At 71.4% G+C, this 15,459-nt stretch carries 15 protein-coding genes and 1 pseudogene; 4 read left to right on the top strand and 12 right to left on the bottom strand.

What is annotated here, in order from left to right; genetic code table 11:
• Positions 1 to 133: 133 nt before the first annotated feature.
• A pseudogene (locus tag ACFYU0_RS08560) lies at positions 134 to 928 on the bottom strand (transposase).
• A gap of 694 nt (positions 929 to 1,622) precedes the next feature.
• Positions 1,623 to 1,922: a DUF4240 domain-containing protein gene (locus ACFYU0_RS08555; protein WP_389298791.1), complete on the bottom strand. Its 300-nt coding sequence runs from the start codon at positions 1,920 to 1,922 to the stop codon at positions 1,623 to 1,625.
• Between ACFYU0_RS08555 and ACFYU0_RS08550 the strand changes: the two genes are divergently transcribed.
• On the top strand, positions 1,909 to 2,361 hold the full coding sequence (locus ACFYU0_RS08550) for a hypothetical protein (protein WP_389298789.1): 453 nt from the start codon (positions 1,909 to 1,911) through the stop codon (positions 2,359 to 2,361). The genes ACFYU0_RS08555 and ACFYU0_RS08550 overlap by 14 nt on opposite strands.
• A 499-nt stretch (positions 2,362 to 2,860) precedes the next feature.
• Here the strand turns inward: ACFYU0_RS08550 and ACFYU0_RS08545 are convergent, their stop codons facing one another.
• The 4 genes from ACFYU0_RS08545 to ACFYU0_RS08530 form a co-directional block, all read right to left on the bottom strand.
• Complete coding sequence (locus tag ACFYU0_RS08545) at positions 2,861 to 3,397, bottom strand: hypothetical protein (RefSeq protein WP_388155940.1); 537 nt, start codon at positions 3,395 to 3,397, stop codon at positions 2,861 to 2,863.
• Between the two features lie 485 nt (positions 3,398 to 3,882).
• Positions 3,883 to 4,272, bottom strand: a complete 390-nt coding sequence (locus ACFYU0_RS08540) for a hypothetical protein (protein WP_351672973.1) — start codon at positions 4,270 to 4,272, stop codon at positions 3,883 to 3,885.
• A gap of 86 nt (positions 4,273 to 4,358) precedes the next feature.
• Positions 4,359 to 4,754, bottom strand: coding sequence for a VOC family protein (locus tag ACFYU0_RS08535; RefSeq protein ID WP_351672971.1), 396 nt, complete (start codon positions 4,752 to 4,754; stop codon positions 4,359 to 4,361).
• Between the two features lie 162 nt (positions 4,755 to 4,916).
• The gene (locus tag ACFYU0_RS08530) at positions 4,917 to 5,768 is read right to left on the bottom strand and encodes a class I SAM-dependent methyltransferase (RefSeq protein ID WP_389298786.1); all 852 of its coding nucleotides are present in this window, start codon (positions 5,766 to 5,768) and stop codon (positions 4,917 to 4,919) included.
• A gap of 146 nt (positions 5,769 to 5,914) precedes the next feature.
• On the opposite strand from ACFYU0_RS08530, the gene ACFYU0_RS08525 reads away from it, so the two are divergent.
• The 3 genes from ACFYU0_RS08525 (at position 5,915) to ACFYU0_RS08515 (ending at position 9,461) form a co-directional block, all read left to right on the top strand.
• Complete coding sequence (locus tag ACFYU0_RS08525) at positions 5,915 to 7,030, top strand: MerR family transcriptional regulator (RefSeq protein ID WP_389298784.1); 1,116 nt, start codon at positions 5,915 to 5,917, stop codon at positions 7,028 to 7,030.
• Positions 7,031 to 7,212: 182 nt separating this feature from the next.
• The gene (locus ACFYU0_RS08520) at positions 7,213 to 8,304 is read left to right on the top strand and encodes a hypothetical protein (protein WP_389298782.1); all 1,092 of its coding nucleotides are present in this window, start codon (positions 7,213 to 7,215) and stop codon (positions 8,302 to 8,304) included.
• Between the two features lie 149 nt (positions 8,305 to 8,453).
• Positions 8,454 to 9,461 carry a zinc-binding alcohol dehydrogenase family protein gene (locus tag ACFYU0_RS08515; protein ID WP_389298780.1) on the top strand — a complete coding sequence of 336 codons (1,008 nt, stop codon included), beginning with the start codon at positions 8,454 to 8,456 and terminating at the stop codon, positions 9,459 to 9,461.
• 138 nt (positions 9,462 to 9,599) lie between these two features.
• Here ACFYU0_RS08515 and ykgO read toward each other — a convergent pair whose 3' ends face one another.
• From ykgO to ACFYU0_RS08485, 6 genes are all read right to left on the bottom strand, one after another.
• On the bottom strand, positions 9,600 to 9,722 hold the full coding sequence (ykgO, locus tag ACFYU0_RS08510) for a type B 50S ribosomal protein L36 (protein ID WP_026084623.1): 123 nt from the start codon (positions 9,720 to 9,722) through the stop codon (positions 9,600 to 9,602).
• 36 nt (positions 9,723 to 9,758) lie between these two features.
• On the bottom strand, positions 9,759 to 10,019 hold the full coding sequence (locus tag ACFYU0_RS08505; protein WP_389298777.1) for a type B 50S ribosomal protein L31: 261 nt from the start codon (positions 10,017 to 10,019) through the stop codon (positions 9,759 to 9,761).
• Between the two features lie 49 nt (positions 10,020 to 10,068).
• The gene (rpmG, locus tag ACFYU0_RS08500) at positions 10,069 to 10,233 is read right to left on the bottom strand and encodes a 50S ribosomal protein L33 (protein ID WP_389298775.1); all 165 of its coding nucleotides are present in this window, start codon (positions 10,231 to 10,233) and stop codon (positions 10,069 to 10,071) included.
• Positions 10,234 to 10,370: 137 nt separating this feature from the next.
• Entirely contained in the window at positions 10,371 to 10,904 is a 534-nt protein-coding gene (locus ACFYU0_RS08495) for a 2'-5' RNA ligase family protein (RefSeq protein WP_389298773.1), read from the bottom strand.
• Between the two features lie 115 nt (positions 10,905 to 11,019).
• Positions 11,020 to 15,120 (bottom strand): trypsin-like peptidase domain-containing protein, encoded by a 4,101-nt coding sequence (locus tag ACFYU0_RS08490; protein ID WP_389298771.1) that lies wholly within the window; start codon positions 15,118 to 15,120, stop codon positions 11,020 to 11,022.
• Complete coding sequence (locus tag ACFYU0_RS08485) at positions 15,117 to 15,443, bottom strand: trypco2 family protein (RefSeq protein WP_351672955.1); 327 nt, start codon at positions 15,441 to 15,443, stop codon at positions 15,117 to 15,119. Before ACFYU0_RS08485 ends, ACFYU0_RS08490 begins: the two co-directional genes overlap by 4 nt.
• Positions 15,444 to 15,459: the final 16 nt, after the last annotated feature.

Raw genomic sequence — 15,459 nt, 5'->3', positions numbered from 1 at the left:
GAGCCGCCCGAGACAGCACGGGCTACAGCCCCTCGCTCTCCGTCGCACCAGCGGCTTGACATCAGCATTGGGAAGTCCCGCAACCGATATTTGACGTGCAGCCCGTTGGCGGTGCTTGGGACGCGTTGGTGGGCTACGCGGCCTGGAGCAGGTTGTGCTGACGGGCGATGCCGAGCATGGCGGTATGGACGCCGTCGCCCTTCAAGCGGCAGTCGCGGGAGATCTTCCAGGTCTTCATTCGCGCGAAGACGTGCTCAACGCGGGCGCGGACGCGCTTGTGGGAATGATTGTGCTCTTGCTTCCAGGCGCAGAGGTCGCCGCCGGCGGGGCGGCGGTGTGGGATGACGAGGCCGGTGCCCTGGTACCCGCCGTCAGCGATGGTGGTCGTCTTGCCCACCGCGGCGGCTGCACCCGACTCGGCCCACGCCTTGCAGTCATTGCGGTTGCCCGGCAGTGGGCGCCCGACGCAACGACCAAGCGGGGCGCCCGACGGCAACGACCAAGCGGGTGTTAGCCTCGACGACGACCTGGTGGTTGGTCGAGTAGCAATAGTTCTTCGACTGTGCGGCGATGGAGCGGTCCCGGGTGGGCGCCAGTGTGCCGTCCACGATCAGCACGGTGCCAGGGCGGAATCGGTGGCGAGTCTTGAGCGCAAGCAGCGGGCCAATGTGCCGCAGCATGCGGTCGGCAGCGGACTTGGATACACCGAAGCGAGGCGCGAGCTGTCGCAGCGTCAGGTCGTCCGCCAGTAGGCGGCGACCAGCAGAACCCGGTCCTCAAGGGACAGGCTCCAGCGACGTCCCGGACGTGCTTTTTCGGCACCCTCGCGACGCAGCGCGGCGATCACCGTGCGGAATTCGCGGGGAGCCAGCCCGGTGAACGGGAGTATCCATGATGCTTCCGATGCGGTGATCACACCTACAGCCAGCCGTGGCCCGGGCGCCCCCGCGGGGGATGCCGCTGTCCTCTGCCATGCTGCGTCCGTGGCTACTCCTGGCTCCCGCACGAAGACGACCGATGTCTGGGCGCTGCCCGAGGACGAGCAAGGCATCGGGCAGCGCATCAGCGAGGCCCTGCCGCGATCCGGCTGGCTCTGCAGCCACCCCGGCCCGAAGGGCCTTCACCAGGTGCACCTGCATTCCTCGCTCGGGGAGGCCCTGCGCTGCGGTGGCCGGCAAGCGTTTCTGCTCCTGCCCGATGCAGCTCGGGCACCGGAGGACGTTCTGGTGGACAAGGCAGTCGCCCCTAGGGCCGGCTTCGGGCACTCGGCCGTAGTGCAGTTCCTTTGCTCACGCCTTCTTCGGGACGGCGAGGGCGAAGTCCTCGAGGCCGGGCGTCTCGCGGTGCGCTGGTTCGAACAGGAAGTCGGGCCTGAGAGCCATCAAGTCCTGACGAAGGAGACGAACCTCGCCTGGAGGGCCCTCCGATTGGCGACCCGGCCAGCCATTGTTGAGAGCGCGCAGGGCCGTCGAATTTCCGGGATGCGGATCGGCCCTGCCGCCCATGACCTCGTAGCCAGCCGCAGGATGCTCCTGACACGAGGCGGTGTCCAGCGTCTGCATCTGGCGGCGGCTCCCTCCGCCGCCAGATGCGGGACAGCCTTTAGCTGAGGTCAGAGCAGGCTAAAGATTCGCTTCACCACCGGGCTGAAGCCCGGTGCACTGCGAATAGACCCGGTAGCAGAAGCCGTCATCCGAGCACCAGCCGCCGAAGATCCTTTCGGCGGCAGCCCAAAGATCCCTGGTGAACGCCTGCTCGCACAGACGGTCAAGGCAAGCCTGGAACCCCACGGTCTCCTTCACGGGCCTTCGCGCGAGCTCGTCCTTCAACCACGCCAGCCGCTCAGCCCTGACGTGAGCCTTCGACCGGCATTCCTCGATCAGCTCGGCAGGCTGCCACCATTCTGAGATGGCCCACGACATCGTGTTCTTCCTCGCTCCGGACGACGAGAGTGCGGCTGCGACGCGCCGACAGGGACCTGGTCCAGCGTTTGAGTCTGTGACCTGCCATTTCATAGATCCGGACAGTGCCATCGCGGAGTGGGACATGTACTTCGAGGAGCCCGCGGCCGAGCTCCCGCCGATCGAGCAGCTCCTTGCATGGCCGTGGCCGGAGTGGGTCACTGCCCCCTTGAACGATGGTGTTGAGGTGTTGGCTCTGCCGCCGCGGCTGATCCGGGCATTGGCCGACGCCACCTCCGTTGAGCTGGAGGAACTGGCAGATCGCTGGACCGCGAGGCTCAGGTCCGCCGACGGGGACGAAATGACCGACGATGATCTGCTGGCGGTCCTGCGGGCAGTGTCCCGGCTTGCGGCGTCTGCGGTGACCACGGGCGGCGGCCTCTACAGCTGGAGTTTCTGACCGTCCGGTGGACCTCTTCTTGGGCGGCGGCGTCGCCGTTTCTGGCTGGGCGAGCCGGGAAAATGACACGGCGCTGGGAATCCAGCACATGACATGGCGTGGGAAGTCCGAGAACCGTCGAGGTCAGAGGTGCGGCAGATGACACGGGTCGCGAGAACCTACACCTCCGGCGCTGGCCCACACCGGCCGGGGCGATGAAGCTGCCGCAGGTGCTGCTCGCGTCCGTTGCCGGCTGAGGCGTGGTCCGGCCTGTCGGGGCCTGCCATCGAGTTTGGAGCGGTTACGGGCTGCACCATCCTCATCGAGCCGGTCACGTTCCTCCTGATGGCGCTCGGGCGCCGGGGCCAGTGGGGTCCCCTCGCTCAGGGCCGCATCCTGGTCGGGGGGCGCAAGCCCTGGCTCGCTCCGCGTTTCCCGGCTCTGTTCAAGGCGCCCTGAGCGCGACGGGCCGCGGCGGCCCGACGGTGGCCGGCTGCCTGTGGTCGTACGGGCTCGGTGGTCACCCGGGTTCGGGGGCGGTGACGGCCGGGCCGGCGCCGAGGAGGCCGAGGAGGGTCTCGCGGTGGAGGTCCGCGATCGGGCCGAGGAAGTCCGGGTGGCGCAGCAGGGGGGCCGCGCGGTGGTCGCGCGGGCTGGGGATGGTCAGCCGGCGCGCGTCGCCCACGCTGTCGGGGCCGTGGTGGGTGGCGGCCAGGCAGGCGGCGGCCAGGGCGGCGAGGTCGGCGTCGGCCAGCAGGCAGGCAGCCCAGCTGACGACGGTCTCGTCGACCTGGGTGCGCCAGGCGTGGGTGGCGTCCGTCAGCGGGGGTGCGTCGGCGCCGGTGACGAAGTCCAGCCGGCCGGAGCCGCCGGGGCCGAGCAGGTCCAGCAGTTCGGCGTCCAGCGCGGTGGGGTAGCGCAGGGCGGCGGCGATGGTGGCCGCATGGCCTGCCTGGGCTTCGGCCAGGGCCTGGTTCAGCGGGCCGGTGGCCGGGGGGAAGGCCGCCAGCAGCCAGCGTGCGGAGGCGGCGATGACGGGCGAGAGCGCGGTGGGCATGGTGGACCGTCCTGTGCGTATGCCCGCCTGTCCTGGGTGTTCCGGTGTGGGTGATTCGGTCGCGGGCACTGCGCGCCCGGGCGGGGAGGTGCGGACAACGGTACGGCGGCCTCCCCCGGGGGCGACAGGAGCTGCGTCACAGCCGGGGTCGGTGGGGCCTGGCCGGGCGCGGTCTAGCCGAGCGTGTCCGCCCCTGGATGATCAACGTATCCGATGCAGGCTTTGAGGTCTGCCCTCATCATTATCAGGTCGACACGGGGGGCCGGCGACGTCGATCAACCGGCTGAAGATCCTCGGCTGATCGGTCGTCGACGTTCGGCACAGGTCGCGGTTGTCCGTGCCTTTCGAGCGTTCCGTCGCTGGACCGGACTCACCCCGGAGGCCGCACGCGCCGGCGGTCGTCTCGCCCGTGCATGATCGGTGTATCGATCCACATCGCCCGGACGATCACAAGGGGTGTCCGCGGAGGGTGCGGGAGCGGGCGGTCAGGCGTCGGGGTCTACTTCGGGGTGCGTGAACCGCACAGGCCTGCCCAGCGACCGGGCGTAGGAGATTTCGGCTCGGGTGCTGTCCCCGATGTAGTCGCCGACTACGAGCACCTCGTCGGCGAGCCGGATCTTCGCCCGGTGCAGATCGTCGAGTCGGGCCTTCAGCGCCTCGGCCTCGACAGGATCGGACCAGAGTTCGTGCGGCGACTTCATGTCGAGACCCGGCTTGACGACGATCTTTCCGGCTTTGGTCTCCCGGAGATCGGCCTCGGCCATCTCGGTCATGAAACGGGTGGAGCCGCAGATAACGACGATGCGCGGGAGGCTCAACTGTCTTTTGGCTTCGACGAGTTGTTCATCGGGGGTGAGCGGTTGAGGATACGACACTGGTTCTTCCTCCTGGTGGTGCGGTCCACGGAGGCCTGCGGAGACGAGAACCTCGCGACCAGGGAAGGCGATCCAGGTAAGGCTGCCTAGTCCTGCGGTGCCAAGGTGCGCACGACGTCGAACTCGTTGCCCTCGGGGTCGGCCATGACGACCCAGCTCCGGTCCGCTCCCTGGCCCACGTCCACCTTGACGGCTCCGAGACCGAGCAGTCTGGTCACCTCGTCCTCGGTGCTGACGTCGATCGGGCTGACGTCGAGGTGAAGCCGGTTCTTGACGGTCTTGCCCTCAGGCACACGGATGAACACCAGGGTGGGCGGCATCTGGCGGGCCCGGACATCCTCGACGGTCGGCTCCCAAGAGCCGATCTCGACCTTGTCCTCGCCGCGGTCGATCACCTTGAAGTCCAGGACCTCGCACCAGAAGGCCGCGAGCCTCTCCGGATCGTGGCAGTCGACCGTCAGCTCGGTGAACCTGCTCGTCATGCTTCCCCCCAGGTAGTGCGGACGGGGCTCAGCCTAGGCCGCCCGCCCGGCAGATCCGAGATCCTTTCGGCCAGAGACTTCGAACGGGCTTGATCTGGAGGAGACCACCCAGGGGGGCGCCGACCTTGCGCTCGCCCGCGGATGCAGGGCGCCGGGAGTCCTCTACCGGCGGACCGCCGAGATCAGTCCCCCGGGTCCCTCCTCGTGCTGCGGCGGTGTGCTGATCGGGCGGCCGTAGGCGGCGGCGCGGTCGCGCAGGGTGTGGCTGCCGGCCTCCCAGCCGTGCCCGGCCAGCCAGCGCACCGGGTCGTCGGGCGCCTCCGAGATCCACATGGACGCCGCCGATCCTGGCGCGGCGTCCGCGCCGAAGCGCTCGATGACGCCGCGCGAGCCCAGTGTCAGCCCCATCCGGCTGCCCGCCGCCGACTGCGAGCTGATGCGGGCCAGCAGCAACTCCACCGCGTCCTCGGGCAGATAGATCAGTAGTCCTTCGGCGATCCACACGGTCGGCGCGGCCGGGTCGTGGCCGGCGGCGGCCAGCGCGCCCGGCCAGTCCTCGCGCAGATCCACCGCGACGGTGATCCGCTCGCAGCGCGCGACGGCCCGCTCCTGGCGCAGCACCGAGGCCTTGAAGTCCAGTGGGGCGGCGGTGTCGACCTCGAACAGCCGGGTGCCCTCGGGCCAGTCCATCCGGAAGGCCCGGCTGTCCATGCCGGCGCCGAGCAGCACGACCTGCCGGATCCCGGACGCGCAGGCCTGCCGCAACAGGTCGTCGAGGAACTTCGTCCTGATGACGATGGAGAGCGACACGGCCAGCCGGCGGCGTCGCGCGGCCTCGTCATCGGGCAGCGGCGACGAGGAGGGCCACAGGCCGCCGGCGGCGGCGAAGGCCCGGGCCAGTGGGTCTCGGAACAACGCGTTCTCCCGCTCGGTCTCCAGCGCCCGAACCCTGGCCACCCCCACCGCCGTTGCCCATACTCCCGACGGCCGCACGAGCCCCTGCGCATCAGTCACCGCGCCAGCCTAGGTGATCGACCACTCGGCCGCGCCAGGCCGCTCCGCTCGATTCCTGGCCCCGGACCGCTGGTTCGCGTTCGCGTTCTGCCGCCGTGAGTGAAGGCCTTGACCCTCACGTGGCGTCAGGCTGCACAGTCGGTGCCGTGGAAGATCACTGGACCGTAGGACGCGTGGCCGAGCTGGCCGGCGTGAGCGTCCGCACGCTGCACCACTACGACGCGATCGGGCTCGTCCGCCCTTCGACGCGGACCGCGGCCGGGTACCGGGCCTATTCGGCGGCCGACGTGGAGCGGCTGCGGGAGGTGCTGGCCTACCGGCGGCTCGGCTTCGGGCTGCGTGAGGTCGCGGAACTGGTCGGTGACGCGTCCGCCGACGCGGTCGCGCACCTGCGCCGGCTGCGCGGCCTGCTCCTGGAACGGCGTGATCGCGCCGATGCCATGGTGGCGGCCATCGACAGGGAACTCGAAGCACGGTCGAAGGGACTGACGGTGACACCGGAGGAGCAACTGGAGATGCTCGGTGCACGGCTGTACGACGAGATCGGCGGCGCCTACACCGCGACACGGCGTACCGAGCCGCGGATCGCCGCACAGATCTGGGACGCGCTCGGGGACGCGCGGACGGTGCTGAACGTCGGGGCGGGCACCGGCTCCTACGAGCCTGCCGACCGCGACGTGACCGCAGTGGAGCCCTCGGCGGTCATGCGCGGGCAGCGGCCCGCAGGCTCGGCGCCCTGCCTGGCCGCCGCCGCGGAGAGCCTGCCGTTCGGCGACCGGTCCTTCGACGTCGCGATGGCCGTCTCCACCGTTCACCACTGGCGTGATCCGATAGCGGGGCTGCGCGAGATGCGGCGCGTGGCCCGCCGCGTGGTGGTGCTCACCTTCGACACCGACGAACCCGGATGGCCGGACCGGTTCTGGCTCACCCGCGACTACCTGCCCGAATTCGCCGCTCTCCTAGTGGAGTTCCCCTCCCTCGCCGCGATGGCCGACGCGATCGGCGCCCGCGCCGACCCGGTGCCCGTCCCGTGGGACTGCGCCGACGGACTGTTCGAGGCGTACTGGCGCCGACCGGCAGCGTATCTGCAGGATCACGTGCGCCGTGCCATGTCGGTGTGGACGAGGGTCGGGCCGGAGGCCGAGCAGCGGGCGGTGCGCGCCCTCGGCGACGACCTGGCCTCCGGCCGCTGGACCGACCGCAACAGCGACATCGCGGACCTCGACACGGCGGATCTCGGCCTCCGTCTGCTCATAGCCTGACCGCGTCCCGGTTCGCTGTTATGGCTGTCTTGGCGGCTCACGGCTGTCCGGCCCGCGCTTGTCCATGGTGGTGCAACCGACCGACGGCACAACGGGTCTTCCTCTCATGAGGCCGCGGTCTCGCGGCCGGAGGAGGAGCGAGGATGCCGAGAGCGCGGTCGTTATGGACGGAGTACTGGCCCTTGGCCGTACTCCCCCTCGCCGCCGGGGCCATGGATCTGTTCCTGTGGTGGCGCGGCGAGCCGTGGAGCTGGTCGGACTGGGCGTCCAGCTTCGGTTTGGGGGCCGTCACCACGATGATCGTCGGCATGCTGCTCGCCCGGCGGCAGGGGAACATCCAGGAGGCGCTCGCCGATCTCGAACTCACCGAGAAGGTCGCCTACTTGACCTTCTCCCTGTCCCAGTTGCGCGCAGCCGGCGCGCCGGAGCTCACCTACCGGGCGCTGTACGACTGCAGAGCCGGCCTGTCACTCGTGCCCCTCGCCCGGCGACCGATGCAGGAGGAGTATCTGCGGACGGTGTCGAGAGTGCTGGAGACGATCACCGACAGGCTCAGCTCCTCCCTTCGTTCCCGTGCTCAGTGGACTCACGACGACTGGTCTCATTTCGCCTCGGTGGTCGGGACACTGCGGGAGACCGCCGTGTTCCACGCGCGGAAATCGAAGATCGTGGCTGCTCACTGGGCCGGCGGAATCGACACGAGGACGCAGGAGCTCCTGCGGATCGGGACCGATCCCGTGCCGTTCGACGTGTTCCGCGCCCACTTCACCGAGGGCGCCGACCGGATCCGCACCACCCTGGACTGGGAGGCGTTGTCGGAGATGGCCCGACGGGACGACGGAACCGTCCGGCTGTCCATGATCACCACCGAGCTCACGCCGTACCGTCCGGCCGCCCTGGAGGGCTACCACGCCCCCTGGTACCGGGACGCGTCCTGGTCCGGGGAAGTCGCGTACGACCAGCACGACGCGGTGCCGATCCGCCACACGGAGCTCGTGACGGACTTCTCCGTCCTCAAGATCGACCGGCGTCTGCGGATCGGGGCGTTGCGGGACCAGTACGCGACCCGGCTCGACGACCAGGGTGTCTCACTGATCCTCGCGACATATGCCCTGGGTCCGGACCGGTTCCTGGTACTCGACGGCAACCACCGCCTGACCGCTCTCGCGCAGCTGGTCGCCAAGGGCTGTCCGGCCCGGCTGATCGAGTTCCGGCTGACTGCTCCGGTGAGTCCCGCGATCCTGCCGGACCTGATCCACTACCGGACTGGCTGATCACCCTCGCCCGTGCCGTCGGCTCGTGTGTCACGCCCTCTTGTGTGGCGGTGCTCCCGGTCGCGCACGAGACTGGGAGGGGTCGGGCCCGGCAGGCGACGACGCGTGGCGAGACGGGGTGGCAGATGGCGAGCGGCACACCGGGGACCATGGGGGCGTGGGAGGTGGGCGAGCCCGGCCCCGTCGAGGGGACGCCGCTGCGCTTCGTCGAGAAGCCCGTGCCGGTTCCGGGCCCCGACGAACTCCTCGTGCGTGTGCGCACGTGCGGCGTGTGCCGGACCGATCTTCATGTCGTCGAGGGCGATCTGCCGCTGCACCGGCGGCATGTGACGCCGGGTCACGAGGTCGTCGGTCTGGTCGTGGCCATGGGCGAGGCGGTGAGCGGGTACGCCCTCGGGGACCGGGTCGGTGTCGCCTGGCTGCGGCGCACGGACGGCACGTGCGCGTACTGCCGGCGCGGGAACGAGAACCTCTGCCCGGACTCGCGGTACACCGGGTGGGACGCCGACGGCGGCTACGCCGAGTACACGACCGTACCGGGCGCTTTCGCCTATCCGCTGCCCGGTGAGGTGGAGGACGTCGCGTTGTCTCCGCTGCTGTGCGCGGGCATCATCGGCTACCGCGCGCTGCGCCGGGCGTCGCTGCCTTCGGGCGGGCGGCTCGGGTTGTACGGGTTCGGGGGCAGCGCCCATCTGTGCGCCCAGTTGGCGCTCGCGCAGGGCGCTGTCGTACACGTGCTGACGCGTGGCGAGGCGTCGCAGCGGCTGGCGCTCGAGCTGGGTGCCGCGTCCGCCGGCGGAGCCTACGACATGCCGCCGGAACCCCTCGACAGCGCGATCCTTTTCGCGCCGGCCGGTGAACTGGTCCCGGTCGCGCTGCGTGCCCTGGATCGCGGCGGAGTGCTGTCCGTCGCGGGCATCCATCTCACCGACACACCGCCGCTGGACTACCAGCGAGAGCTGTTCTACGAGAAGGAGTTGCGCAGCGTCACGTCCAACACCCGGGCGGACGGCCGCGAGTTCCTGGCGCTGGCCGCGCGCTACGGGGTACGCGCCACCACCCACCCGTATCCCCTGTCCCAGGCCCCGGTCGCCCTGCGGGACTTGAAGGCGGGCCGGTTCGACGGGGCAGCGGTGCTGGTCAACGACATCGGCTAGGGTGCGCGGGCCCCGTCGGATCAGCCGGAGGTGACCGGCGAAGGCGATGCGGATGGCGCCCCTCCCCCACGCCGGACGACGCGGCGCGCGTCGTCCGGCGTGGGGGCTTTCACGGGGCGGGGGCCCTGCGGCCGGGCGTCAGCCCTGGCGGGCCTTGAAGCGGGGGTCCTTCTTGTTGATGACGAAGGTCACGCCCCTCCGGCGCACCACTTGGGCGCCGGGCCTGGCCTTCAGCGAGCGCAGGGACTTGCGCACCTTCATGAGGGCTCCTCTCGGGAGATCGAACGGGGCCCGCGGTCAGTGACGGGCCGGGGTGGTACGGCCGTAGCGCCGCTCGAAGCGCTGCACGCGGCCCGCGGTGTCCACGACGCGCGTGTTGCCGGTGTAGAACGGGTGGCTCGCCGACGAGATCTCGACGTCGACGACCGGGTAGGTGATCCCGTCCTCCCACTCGACCGTCTGCCGGGTGTCGACGGTCGAGCGGGTGAGCAGGTGGAACCCCGACGCCCGGTCGCGGAAGACGACGGGGCGGGAGACGGGGTGGATGCCGGGCCTCATGGAGTGTCCCTCCTCGGGAACCTCCGTCGCCGGGCGACGAAGGCGGGTGTCAGCGTTCCTCGCGGAACGGGACGTGCTTGCCGATCACGGGGTCGTACTTGCGCAGGACCATCCGGTCGGGATCGTTCAGACGGTTCTTGCGGGTCACGTGGACGGCTCCGGTACCGGCCGTCGATTTCAGCGTGACGACGAGCCGCGCCGTGCTGCGTGCCATGGGGGTCTCCTTCCGTCGTCCCACATCCCGAGTCCATGACTCGGTCATGTCAGACAGCCTGCTCAACAACACCCCCCGGCGGTACATTCCCACCGGCCGGCCCCCTCGACGCGATCATGGTTCGGGGCACCGCCCTCTCAGAGGCGGGGCTGCAGGACCTCCAGGGCGCCGGTCTCCGTGTCGTAGCTGCGCAGGGTGACGAGCCGGACCGACAGCGGTGGCGCCGGCAGCAGGTCGAGGACCCGTCTGCCGGTGAAGGCGCCGGCTCGCCGGGTGCGGCCGAGAGTGATGTGCGGGCTCCAGCGCGCGGGCTGGTGGAAAGGGTTCAGGGCCGCGGGCGGAGTGTCCGAAGCCACCGCCTCCCACACCCGGCGGTGCAGGTCAGCGAGGACGGAGTCGAGGTCCAGCGCCCACGCCAGCACCGAGGTCGGCCGTTCGAAGCGGACCACTCCGGTGAAGCGCACCGGCAGCGGCAGGGCGGCGGCCACCTCGGCGAGCTCCCAGCGGATCGGGGCGGTCAGCTCCGGGCAGGCGGCCAGGGTGAGGTGCGGACTGTTGGTCGGTGAGCGGTGGCGCGCCTGACTGGGCAGCCCCGCGTCCGCGAGCCGTCGCCAGGCCTCCCGGACCTCCAGCTCCGCCGCCTCGTCCAACAGGAGCTCGACCGTGCGCACCGCCGCAGCCTACCGGCGTGTGGGACCGTGCCGCACGCCCGGGAGGAGCGGCGGTGGGCGGCGGGCCAGGTCGCCGCGCGGAGGGGGCCGCGCGCCGGCCATCGGCCAGTGGCGTCTATCCGCCGGTTCCGCGCACCGCGCTCCGCAGGTACCGCAGGTGTTCCTCCGCGGCGGCGCGCTCCTCGCGGGTGGCGCTCGGGTGCGCGGCCGGCCAGTTCTCCCAGTGGCGGATCGCGCGTTCCGCCATGTGCGCGGCGGACGGCTCGTCCGTCCCACCGAGGAGGCCGGGCCGGGGTCTGGTCGGCGTGCCGCCTTTGTGCCGCAGTCTGTGTGTCACCTGTTGCAGCAGGGCGGTGGCCCGGGCGTCCTCCGGCCAGGCGTCCAGCCAGTCGAGCGAGACGCGCACCACCTTCTCGATCGGTGTCCCGCCGTCGGCCTCCGCCGCCGGGAGGGCGGCGAGGTCACCCTGGCGGAGGAGCTCCAGGAGCAGCCCGCCGCCTTCCCGCTTGCGCACGGTGTCCGGGGAGACCATCCGGCAGCCGGCCGCAGAGACGGTGCGCCGGGCGGTCGCCGAGAGCGGGCGGGTGGTGAGCACGGTGCGCAGGAGGGCGAGCGCGGTCGAGGACAGCGGGCGGACCTCGCACCAGGCGGCACACGTCGCGAACAGGGCGTCCCTCGTCGGCTGGTCCAGTCTGTCGGCGCCCTCGAGCATCGGGCGCAGCACGGTCAGGCCGGACGGGGGGAAGCCCGCGGCGGCCAGCACCTGACCGGCGCGGGCCACGAAGCGGTTCCATTCGGGGACTATCTCGTCCCGGTGCGCGAGGAGGCGCTTGGTGAGGCGGTGCTGCGCGTCGGTGGCGAGGAGTTCGGCGGACAGCAGCTCGATGACGCGCCCGGCCAGCCTGCTGCGTTCGGCCGGTCCTGCCAGGGGGCTGTTGAGGGCGCCGGACAGGAGACGGAAGGCGCTGGTCTGTCTGGGGTGGGCGTCGATCCAGTCGAGGGTCGCGGTCATGACGTCCTGGAACTGCCGCTCGGTGAGGTCCTGGCGGGAGACGAGCACGGTCAGCGGAAAGCTGGTGTGCTCGCTTCGGGGATGGTGCCGGAGGTAGCCGAAGGTGGCCTCCAGTACGGCCTCCCTGTCCTGAGCCGGAAGCGAGTTCTTGGCCAGCAGCGGTGGCAGCAGCGCCCGTGCCGCGGTGGGGACCGGGGATCGCCGCAACAGCTCCAGTGCCTGCCCGGCGAGGCGGGGCAGCTCCTCGTCGTCGCCGTCGAAGAGCCGGGTCCGGAGCAGCGCGCCGAGGAGACTGATCTTGTTGCGGGGTTCCGCGCCGGGCTCGCGCAACCAGGACACCGCGTGGCTCGCGAGCTCCGCGCACTCGTCGTCGGTGAGCATCGCCTCGGCGCGGGTGGCGGGCTTGCGGACCTTGGTGAGCAGCGGAGCGAGCACGCGCCAGGCGTCGGGATGGGTCGCCCGCGTCTCCAGCCAGTTCAGGGCGCACTGCGCGGCACGGGGAGCGTCGTCGCGGCCGGGCAGCTCGCGGCGCAGGAGCTCCCCCAGTACGTAGGCGGCCTCGGGAAGCAGCCCGAGGTTTCCGTCCTCCAGCCAGGCGAGGGCGTCCTTCACCGTCTGCTTGAAGACCGGGTGGGGCAGGTCCCGGCGCAGCCGGTGCCGTTTGAGCAGCGGCTCCAGGGAGTAGCTGGCGTTGCCGCGGGCGCGGGGAATCACGGTGTCGAGCAGGTACTGCGCCGTGGTGGCGAGTCGCCGGCCGGTGAGTTCGGGCCGGAGCACCAACTGGGGTGCGAAGTAGCCCGCTTCGGTTCTGGTGGGATGGCGCCGGAGCCAGGTGAGGGCCCAGTCGATCACCTGCGCGACGCGCGGGTCGCCCTCGCTCAGGGCCAGCCCCTTGGCGCTGTCGAGCAGCCGGTCGTAGACGCGCGAGGCCTCGGGGCGGTCCCAGTTGCGGGTGAGGTACTCGTACATGCCGTCGACGGTCCACTCGGTGAAGGCCGGGTCCGCGTCGGCGGCGGGGACCGCGTGGTGGAAGACGTAGGCCGCTTCCGGCAGGACGGCGTTCTTGTCGATCCAGCCCATGAGGTACGCCATGCTGTGCGAGGCGTCGAGGTGGGACCGCACGGCCACCAGGGCGTGCCGGGCGGCGGAGTCACGGTAGTGGGCGCGGAGCCAGGGCTCGACCATCTGCTGCGGGTACCGCTGGGCGAGGTGCCGCCAGGGGCGGCCGCGCAGCAGGGTGAGCAGGGCGCGGCCCCGCGGGTCCGCGGCGATGAGCTCGCCGGCCCGGGCGGTCCGTGTTCCGTCCGCCTCCCCGAACCACTGGGCGACGGCTTCGGCGAGCAAGTCGCTGCGGGACTCCCCCAGTGCGTCGTGGAGCCGGCTGACGGACCTCAGGACGTTGCCGAAGAGTTGCGGACGAGCGAGGCCGGTGTCCAGCACCGTCCCCAGGGCTTCGTGGCGTACGGTCTCCTCGTCGCCCATGAGGACGGCGCGCGCCAGCAGTTGGTCGGTGAAGAGGCCGTGCACCATGTGCACTTCGCCGCCGCGCTCCTCCAGCAGTCCGCGCAGGCGCAGTCCGTTGACGCACTTCTCCGCCGTGTCCTCGCCGAGGACGCCGGCCAGTTCGCGGGAGGCGCAGGGGGTGGCGGCCGCGACCCTGGCGGAGTCCATCAGCAGGGGGGAGGGCGGCGGCTCGTCCTCCCACTGGTCGGCCGCGGTCCGGACGCCGGGTCCGGCGAGGCCTTCCGCGTCCAGCACGTCGCCCATCCACACGGTGACCCGGCGCGCGTCGAGGGGGACGGCGCGGCGCAGGTCCTGGCCGCGGGAGGCCTGCAGTCCGCGCAGGTGGGCGAGGTGGAGCGCGATCGCCGGCGGCCCGCCGCAGAGCCGCATGGTCCGCCGCTCCCCGATCTGGCGTACCGCCGGGCCGGCCAGAGCGCGTACCGCGGCGCGGCGGACGCCGGCGTAGTAGGCCGAGTCGTCGGGTGCCTCGATCCGCTGGAAGAACGGCTTGAGGCGCGTCTGGTGCAGACGCCAGGCCGTCGTCCGGGCGGCGACCATCACGGCAAGCTCGACGTTCTTGTCGTCGGCGGCCCAGCAGAGCCGGTCCGCGACACGGCGGCTGAGTTCCGAGAGCGACGCGACGTCCTCCACGACGAGCAGGATGCGCCGGGCGAGGGGGTGCACGCACGACCAGGCGGCGTCCAGTGGGACGTCGTCGAGGTGGACGACCAGCCAGCCCTCCCGGTCGGCGAGCCGGGCCGTCTCCAGGCAGATCCGGCTCTTGCCGGTGCCCGCCGGGCCGGTGAGCACGACGCCGAGCGGCGCCTGGACGTCGCCGGCGAACTCGCCGAGCTTCCTGAGGATGTTCTTGGGGACCGCGGGGTGACCGGGTTCGGGGTCGACGAAGGGCAGCGCGTGCCGGGTGAACACCGACTCGTTGCCGGCCAGGGCCGCCATGTGCTGATGGTGGAGGACCAGGCGGCCTCCGGTGGTGTTCCAGCCGTCCGGCGGGGCCAGGCGTGGTTCGGGGTGGACGCCTTCCTCGTCCAACAACTCGCGCCACCGGGTGTCGTCGATGGCGGCCAGGTCGGTGACGTCGTGTGCGCTGACGCCCATCGCGGGCACGTGCTCGCGGAAGACCCCGACGAGCAGTCCGCTGTCCCGGGTGACGACGGCCGCCCCCGACATGCCCCGCCACGGGCTGTCGCCGCCGGCATAGGGGTCCGGGGTGCTGTCGAGCTCCAGGCGCAGGGTCTTGGGGCGCCCCCTGGCCGCGGTGACGACCCGGCACCGCACGTGCTGCCTGCCGCGGTAGTGATCTCCGGTGAGGTCGTCGACGACGAGGGCGTGGACGGGGTAGCCGAGCGCGTCGGCGGTCACCCGGCCGGCTGTGGTGCCGTCCACCCGGCCCAGGTGCACGGGCGTCACCGTGGTGTCCGGCGTCGGCTCCAACCGCAGTAACGCGACGTCGACTTCGGGGTCCTCCCACACGCGCTCGGCAGCGGACCACTCAACGTCGTCGCCGAGACTCACCAGGACGTCACCGTCGCCCTCGACGACATGGGCGGCGGTCAGCACCAGCCGGTGGGAGATGCGGTACCCGGTGCCCAGGGCGTAGTTCTCCTGACGGGTGTCGTGGACGGCCACCCGCGCGACGCGGGATGGCTCGACGGCGGCCTGGGAGGCCTGCCCGCCCGTCATCGCGGCAGCTGGGTCAGCCGGTCCTTGGTCTGCACCGGGGTGCCCGCGGTGGTGCGGGCGTCGAGCTGGATCCGCAGGGTTTGCACCGCGCTGTCGCTGTGCGAGCGCTTGCCGCCCGCGGAGATGACGTGGACCTTGATGCCGCCGTTCAGGTCGCTGCTGCGGGTGAGGGTGGTCTGCAGCTCGAGTTCCAGCGAGGTGACGCCCAGGCGCACCGGACCGCCCTCGTGCTCGGCTTCCGCCATGGCCTCGGCCAACTCGCGGCGAATGGCGCCCAGAGCGGCCGACAGGCCGATCTCCTGGAACTCCTCCGAAGAACTCACTGCCCCTCCTCCGAGG

This window comes from Streptomyces sp. NPDC003720 (assembly GCF_042875075.1).
Classification (GTDB): domain Bacteria; phylum Actinomycetota; class Actinomycetes; order Streptomycetales; family Streptomycetaceae; genus Streptomyces.
Note: the sequence above shows the minus strand (reverse complement) of the source record. Positions and strands in the feature narration are given on the sequence as shown.

Excerpts from the sequence above, each read along its gene's own strand:
- ACFYU0_RS08505 (WP_389298777.1), bottom strand. The coding sequence starts at position 10,019 with ATGAGGCCCGGCATCCACCCCGTCTCCCGCCCCGTCGTCTTCCGCGAC.
- ACFYU0_RS08515 (WP_389298780.1), top strand. The coding sequence starts at position 8,454 with ATGGGGGCGTGGGAGGTGGGCGAGCCCGGCCCCGTCGAGGGGACGCCG.
- ACFYU0_RS08545 (WP_388155940.1), bottom strand. The coding sequence starts at position 3,397 with ATGCCCACCGCGCTCTCGCCCGTCATCGCCGCCTCCGCACGCTGGCTG.
- ACFYU0_RS08490 (WP_389298771.1), bottom strand. The coding sequence starts at position 15,120 with ATGACGGGCGGGCAGGCCTCCCAGGCCGCCGTCGAGCCATCCCGCGTC.
- ACFYU0_RS08555 (WP_389298791.1), bottom strand. The coding sequence starts at position 1,922 with ATGTCGTGGGCCATCTCAGAATGGTGGCAGCCTGCCGAGCTGATCGAG.
- ykgO (WP_026084623.1), bottom strand. The coding sequence starts at position 9,722 with ATGAAGGTGCGCAAGTCCCTGCGCTCGCTGAAGGCCAGGCCCGGCGCC.
- ACFYU0_RS08535 (WP_351672971.1), bottom strand. The coding sequence starts at position 4,754 with ATGACGAGCAGGTTCACCGAGCTGACGGTCGACTGCCACGATCCGGAG.
- rpmG (WP_389298775.1), bottom strand. The coding sequence starts at position 10,233 with ATGGCACGCAGCACGGCGCGGCTCGTCGTCACGCTGAAATCGACGGCC.
- ACFYU0_RS08550 (WP_389298789.1), top strand. The coding sequence starts at position 1,909 with ATGGCCCACGACATCGTGTTCTTCCTCGCTCCGGACGACGAGAGTGCG.